Source organism: Streptomyces sp. NPDC007162, from assembly GCF_040634175.1.
In the GTDB taxonomy this organism is placed as follows: Bacteria; Actinomycetota; Actinomycetes; order Streptomycetales; family Streptomycetaceae; genus Streptomyces.
The window spans coordinates 1-2041 of record NZ_JBEYFC010000911.1; the positions used below are offsets into that span (position 1 = coordinate 1).

General features: G+C 71.7%; 2 protein-coding genes and 1 pseudogene. All 3 read left to right on the forward strand.

Features of this window, described 5'->3' with window-relative positions; translation table 11 throughout:
• Positions 1 to 403, forward strand: a 403-nt coding sequence (dut, locus tag ABZ646_RS45705) for a dUTP diphosphatase (RefSeq protein ID WP_360533457.1), incomplete at its 5' end; no start/stop codon positions are given.
• A gap of 1 nt (position 404) precedes the next feature.
• Entirely contained in the window at positions 405 to 1166 is a 762-nt protein-coding gene (locus ABZ646_RS45710) for a DUF3710 domain-containing protein (protein ID WP_360533460.1), read from the forward strand.
• Between the two features lie 205 nt (positions 1167 to 1371).
• Positions 1372 to 2041: pseudogene (locus ABZ646_RS45715) on the forward strand (histidine kinase); the annotation flags it as partial.

Sequence of the window (2041 nt, forward strand, 5' to 3'; positions counted from 1 at the left end):
GGGGGTGTCGATCGCCCTCCCGGACGGGTACGCGGCCTTCGTGCACCCTCGTTCGGGGCTCGCCGCCCGGTGCGGTGTGGCACTCGTGAATGCCCCGGGGACGATTGATGGCGGGTACCGTGGGGAGATCAAGGTGATCGTGGTGAATCTCGACCCGCGCGAGGCCGTGCGGTTCGAGCGCTTCGACCGGATCGCCCAACTGGTCGTCCAGCAGGTCGAGAGGGTCCGCTTCCAGGAGGTGGCGGAACTTCCCGACTCGGCGCGGGCCGAGGGGGGCTTCGGGTCCACCGGCGGTCATGCCGCGGTGGGCGACGTGAGCGGCACAAGCGGTCAGGCCGCCGAGGGCGGTCGGACGGGTGGGAATCGATACGCTTCGGTCGTATCCGACCGGGAAGGACAGTGACGTGTTCGGACGTCGCAACAAGAAGGGTGCCGCCGAGGACGCGGCCGGCGAGGCCGAGCAGGTCGTCGACAGCGTCGACACCGAGGCGGACGAGGAAGAGGGCGAGCGCGAGCGCGTACGCCTGGAACCGGAGCCCCGGCCCGACGGGCCGTGGGACGCCAGTGAGGTGCGCGATCCCGGCGAGGGCCGGGTGGACCTCGGCGGTCTGTTCGTGCCCGGAGTGGACGGCATGGAGCTCCGGGTGGAGGTCGCGGGCGACGCGATCGTCGCGGCGACCGTCGTACTGCGCGACAGCGCCGTCCAGTTGCAGGCCTTCGCCGCACCCAAGCGGGAGGGCATCTGGGGCGAGGTGCGCGAGGAGATCGGCTCCGGCATCACCCAGCAGGGCGGCATCGTCGACGAGGTCGAGGGTCCGCTGGGCTGGGAGCTGCGGGCCCAGGTGCCGGTGCAGCTGCCGGACGGCACGGGCGGCTTCCAGGTCGTGCGGTTCGTCGGCGTGGACGGGCCGCGCTGGTTCCTGCGCGGTGTGATCTCCGGGCAGGGCGCGGTGCAGCCGCAGGCCGCCGGGCTCCTGGAGCAGATCTTCCGGGACACGGTGGTGGTCCGCGGCGAGGGTCCGATGGCGCCCCGCGACCCGATCGTCCTGAAGCTGCCGAACGACGCCCAGATGGTCCCCGAGGGCGTCCAGCAGGAGGAGTCCTCGCGCTTCTCCGGCGGCATGGGCCAGCTCCAGCGCGGACCGGAGATCACCGAGGTCCGCTAGGCGCTGCGCCCAGAAGAACCGTTCGAGAGCCGCATCCTTCGGGGTGCGGCTCTTTTCGGCTCCGGCGTCGGCGTCATCAGGGGTCCGGCGTCCATCAGGGTTCCGTCAAAGATGCCCGCAGCTCCGTCTTCCGCCCCGCCGGCCGGGACCGTTGGCCGTAAGGTCGACGCTGCGTAGGCGGCAGTTACGGGAAGACAATGGGACCATGGCACGCGGCAAGCTTCGGATCTACCTCGGTGCGGCGCCGGGCGTGGGCAAGACCTACGCCATGCTCTCCGAGGCGCACCGGCGCGTGGAGCGCGGCACCGACTGCGTGGTCGCCTTCGTCGAACACCACGGGCGCCCGCGCACCGAGGTGATGCTGCACGGCCTGGAGCAGGTCCCGCGCCGGGAACTGGAGTACCGGGGCGCCGCCTTTACCGAGATGGACGTGGACGCCGTGCTGCGCCGCGCCCCGGCGGTCGCGCTGGTGGACGAACTCGCCCACACCAACGTGCCCGGCTCCCGCAACGCCAAGCGCTGGCAGGACGTCGAGGAACTGCTGGCGGCCGGGGTCGACGTCGTCTCGACCGTCAACATCCAGCATCTGGAGTCGCTCGGCGACGTCGTCGAGGCCATCACGGGGGTACGCCAGCGCGAGACGGTGCCCGACGAGGTGGTACGGCGCGCGGACCAGATCGAACTGGTCGACATGTCACCCCAGGCGCTGCGCCGGCGCATGGCGCACGGCAACATCTACCAGCCGGACAAGGTCGACGCGGCCCTGTCCAACTACTTCCGGCCCGGCAACCTCACCGCCCTGCGTGAACTCGCCCTCCTGTGGGTCGCCGACCGGGCCGACGACCCCGACGGGCGGGCAGGTAGCGGGCGACGGC